At 64.4% G+C, this 236-nt stretch carries 1 protein-coding gene; it reads left to right on the forward strand.

Features of this window, described 5'->3' with window-relative positions; genetic code table 11:
* A partial coding sequence (locus GTN70_05050) for a hypothetical protein (protein NIO16350.1) occupies positions 1 to 236 on the forward strand: 236 nt, incomplete at both ends.

Below are 236 nucleotides of genomic sequence, written 5' to 3' on the forward strand. Positions count from 1 at the left end.
GGCTACTTCGACCCCGAGGATTTCGTCGCCACCCAGGCCTACCTCTCCCTCTACACGGAGACGGAGAAGTACTACCTCTACCTGGAGCCCTTCTTCGGCTTCCAGTCGTTTACCCGCTTCGGCGAGGACACGGACGATACCTTCGGGGGCGGGTTCGGCTCGGCGGGGTGGAAGGTCACCCCCGCCGTCACCATCGAGGTGAACGGGGAGGGCGGAAACTATGCCCTCGCCGTGTC

It is taken from the genome of Deltaproteobacteria bacterium, assembly GCA_011773515.1.
Lineage (GTDB): Bacteria > Desulfobacterota > Deferrimicrobia > J040 > J040 > WVXK01.